The sequence below is a fragment of the Murinocardiopsis flavida genome, from assembly GCF_003014485.1.
GTDB classification, from domain to species: Bacteria; Actinomycetota; Actinomycetes; order Streptosporangiales; family Streptosporangiaceae; genus Murinocardiopsis; species Murinocardiopsis flavida.
This window is the reverse complement of record NZ_PYGA01000056.1, coordinates 1-4,303: the sequence shown is the minus strand read 5'-3', so window position 1 is coordinate 4,303 and position 4,303 is coordinate 1. Positions and strand designations below refer to the sequence as shown.

The 4,303-nt window shown below is 76.2% G+C and carries 2 protein-coding genes; both read right to left on the bottom strand.

All coding sequences use genetic code 11. The features are described from left to right. Positions 1-1,824 (bottom strand): type I polyketide synthase (locus CLV63_RS32950; RefSeq protein WP_146165736.1); only part of this gene is annotated, 1,824 nt, incomplete at its 3' end. A 41-nt stretch (positions 1,825-1,865) separates the two neighbouring features. Next, a partial coding sequence (locus tag CLV63_RS32945; protein WP_146165735.1) for a beta-ketoacyl reductase occupies positions 1,866-4,303 on the bottom strand: 2,438 nt, incomplete at its 5' end.

The window sequence follows — 4,303 nt, the reverse complement described above, 5'->3', positions numbered from 1 at the left end:
TTCGCATTGGCGCATGTGGTCGGCGAATGCGGGGGTGGTGTCGAGGAGTTCGAGGGCCATTCCCTGCCATTGGGAGCCCTGGCCGGGGAACACGAGAACGGTGCGGCCGGGGTGGGCGCCGGCGCGGCCCGTGAAGGCGCGGTCGGTGGTGCGTCCCGCGGCGAGGGTGCCGAGCCCGTCGCGGAGGGACGCGCGGTCGCCCGCGATGACGGCGGCGCGGTGCTCGAAGGACGCACGGGTGGTGCCCAGCGCGTAGCCCGCATCGGCGGGGGTGGTCGCGGGGTGGGCGTCCAGATGCTCGGCGAGGCGGCGGGCCTGGCCGCGCAGGGCCGCCGCGCTCTTCGCGGACAGCATCACCGGTACGGGCCGGCCCGCGTCCCCGGTGATCGCGGACTGGTCCGCTGCGCCGCCGGGGGCGCCCGGTGCCTCGGACGGTGTGTCCTCTGCGGGCGCCGCTTCCAGGACGACGTGCGCGTTGGTGCCGCTCATGCCGAAGCCGGACACCGCTGAGCGGCGCGGTGCCCCGGTCTCGGGCCACGGGGCGGCGTCGGTCAGCAGGGACACCGCCCCCTCGGACCAGTCGATCTGCGGAGACGGCTGGTCGACGTGCAGCGTCTTGGGCAGCGTGCCGTGGCGCATCGCCATGACCATCTTGATGACGCCGCCCACGCCCGCTGCCGCCATGCTGTGGCCGATGTTGGATTTCAGCGATCCGAGCCGGAGCGGGCGGTCGGCGGGGCGGTCGCGGCCGTAGGTGGCGAGGAGGGCGTGGGCCTCGATGGGGTCGCCCAAGCGGGTGCCGGTGCCGTGGGCCTCGACGGCGTCGACATGGGCGGGGTCGAGCCGTGCGTCGGCGAGCGCGTCGCGGATGACGCGCTGCTGCGCGAGGCCGTTGGGCGCGGTCAGGCCGCTGCTCGCACCGTCCTGGTTGACGGCGGATCCGCGCAGCAGCGCGAGCACCCGGTGGCCGTTGCGGCGGGCGTCGGAGAGCCGTTCCAGTACCAGCATGCCGGCGCCTTCGGCCCAGCCGGTGCCGTCGGCCGCGGCGGCGAACGCCTTGCACCTGCCGTCGGCGGCCAGCCCCCGCTGCCGGCTGAACGAGACGAGCCCACCGGGCGTCGCCATGACCGTGGCGCCGCCCGCGAGGGCGAGGGCGCATTCGCCGCTGCGGAGCGCTCGGGCCGCCAGGTGCAGCGCGACGAGGGACGAGGAGCAGGCGGTGTCGAGCGCGACCGCCGGCCCTTCCAGGCCGAGTGCGTAGGAGACCCGTCCCGCTGCGACACTGGCCGCCACACCGGTGACCAGGTGCGCCTCCATGCCGTCGGCGGCCTGGTGGATCCGCGGCCCGTACTCCTGGGTGATCACCCCGGCGAAGACGCCGGTGGGGGTGCCGCGCAGGGTGGTGGGGTCGATGCGGGCGTGTTCGACGGCCTCCCAGGAGGTCTCCAGCAGCAGGCGCTGCTGGGGGTCCATGGCCAGCGCCTCGCGGGGGCTGATCCCGAAGAACTCGGCGTCGAAATCGCCCGCGCCGCGTACGAACCCCCCGGCCCGGGCGTAGCTGGTCCCGGGCCGTTCCGGGTCGGCGTCGTAGAGCCCGTCGAGGTCCCAGCCGCGGTCGGCGGGCAGGCCCGTGACGGCGTCGCGGCCCTCGGCCACCAGGTCCCAGAGATCGTCCGGTGACCGTGCGTCGCCGGGGAAGCGGCACCCCATCCCCACGATCGCCACCGGCTCGGGCTCCTCCAGTTCGCGCACGCGACCGCGGGACCGCCGCAGGTCCGTGGTGACCTGTTTCAACAGGTCGCGGAGCTTCTGCTCGTTCGTCACCAGTCCTCATCCCCCCGGATGCATCGGTGTGTGAGCGGCGTTCAGGAGTGCCCGAACTCCTTGTTGATCAGCTCGAACAGCTCTTCGTCGCTGGCGCCGTCGACGTCGGCGTCGGTGTCGGGGTCCCCGTCGCCGGGCGCCTCCTCGATCCGGGCGAGCAGCGAGCGCAGCCGCAGCGCCGCCCGCTGACGCGCGGCCGGATCGACGGCGTCGCCGTTCAGCGCCGACTCCAGCGCGTCGAGCTCGGGCAGCGGACTGCTCTTGTGCGCGGTCGCCGACTCGGCGATGCGCTCGGCGAGGTGCCGGGCGAGGGCGCCGGGTGACGGGTGGTCGAACGCCAGCGTGGTGGGAAGGGCGAGACCGGTCGCGGCGGTCAGCGCGTTGCGCAACTGCACCGCTGCCAAGGAGTCGACCCCGGCCTCCATGAACCCGCGTTCCGGAACGACCTCGGTCGGCTCGGAGTGCCCCAGGACGACCGCGGTCCGGGCCAGGACGAGATCCAGCACGGCCTCGTCGCGATCGGCGGCGGACAGCCCGGCGAGCCGCACGCGTTCCGCCTCGGCGGCCCCTCCGGACGCGTCGGCAGCGGCCCCCCGGGCCGCGGAGCCGATGTCCGGCAGGTCGGCGAGCAGTGGGTGGCGCCGCCGCGCCGCGAAGGCGGCGGCGAACCGCTCCCAGTCCACGTCGGCGACTGTGACCGACGTCTGCTCGCCGTTCACGAGAGTGCCCATGGCCGCGAGGGCGGTCCCCACGTCGATCGGCGGCAGCCCGGAGCGGCGCAGCCGGTCCTCGTCCGGCGCCCCGGCCCAGGGTCCCCACGCCAAGGACGTCGCGGGGAGCCCGGCGGCACGCCGCCGTTCGCACAGTGCGGCGAGCCCCGCTCCTGCCGCGGCCCGCGCACCCTGGCCGCCGGAACCGAACGAGCCGGCCATGGACGAGAACACCACGAATGCGGCGAGGTCCGCGTCGTCGGCCAGGTCGCTGAGCATCGCTGCCGCGGCCGTCTCGGCGTGGACGGCATCGCCGGCGGCGGCCGGATCGAGCGATGAGAGGACGCCGTCGGGCAGCGCCCCCGGGGTGTGCACCACGGCCGTCAGCGGGCGCTCCCGCGGGAGCTCGGCGAGCAGCCGGGCCAGCGGCTCCCGGTCGGCGGGCCCGCAATCGGCGACCGTGGCCCCCGCTCCGAGCCCGCGCAGTTCGGCGGCGAGCCCGTCGGTGTCCGCGCCCGGATCGCCGCCGCCGCGGAGGAGGAGCACATGGTCGGCACCGTTGGCGGCGAGCCACCGTGCGACCGCGGTGCCCTGCGCTCCGGCGGCCCCGGTGACCGCAACGGTGCCGGACGGGGCCCACGTCCTCGGGGCCTGCCCTGTCGCGCGGACGAGGCGGCGCACATAGGCCCCTGAGGAGCGCAGGGCCACCTGGTCCTCGCCCGTGTCGCCCGTGAGGACGCCGAGCAGTGTGTCGGGCCCGGTGCCGTCGAGCACGTCGGGAAGGTCGACCAGCCCGCCCCACCGTTCGGGATGCTCGACCGCGACGGCCTGGCCCAGGCCCCACAGGCCCGCCGGTCCGGGATCGGGCGGGAGGTCCGCTCCCGTCGCCGCGACGGCGCCGCGGGTGCCGAGCCACAGCGGCGCATCGACCTCGGTGTCGCCCAGCGCCTGCACCAGGGCGAGCGCCGCCGCGGTTGCTCCGGCGCCCGCGGCGGAGCCGGTGTCGTCGGCCGCGGCCAGCAGTGAGAGCACCCCAGCGGGCGCGGGCGCATCCGGCTCGCCGGTGCCGGGAGGCATCCTTGTCAGCGCCCGCGCGAGCGCGTCGCGCCCGGTGTCGTCCACCAGCACGGTGCGGACCGCCGCCCCGCCCCGGGTGAGGGCCTCGACACACGCCCGGACCCGGTCGCTGGAACGCAGGTCCGCGGGAACGACCACCCACCAGGCACCCGTCGGGCGCGGCTCCGGGCGGGGCATGGGGCGCCACGTCACCCGGTAGCAGAGGCCGGCCGCGGCGTCGCTCTCGTGTGTCCGGCGGCGCCACTCCGAGAGGGCCGGGAGCACGGCGTCCAGGGCCGCCCGGACGTCCTTGTCGGCGACGGCCAAGGCGTCGGCGGCGGCATCGGCATCGCGCCGTTCCACGGCGTCCCAGAGGGGAGCCTCGGCGGCACGGCCGGATTCGGGCTCCGCGCGGCGGATGCGGGAAACCCAGAAGTGCTCGCGCTGGAACGCGTAGGTGGGCAGGTCGACGCGCTTGGCGGCGGGCAGCAGCGCGGCCCAGTCGACGGCAACACCATGGACGTGCGCCTCGCCGAGCGCCGCCATGAGGCTGTGGGTCTCGGGGCGGTCGCCGCGGACGACCGGGATCGCCGCCGCGCCGGGGGCGCCGCGGCCCTCCGTGCGGGTGGTGGGGGGGGTGTCGTGGGTGGTGGGGGTGAGGGTGGGTGTGGGGCCGATTTCGAGGTAGGTGGTGGTGCCGTGGTTGTGGAGGG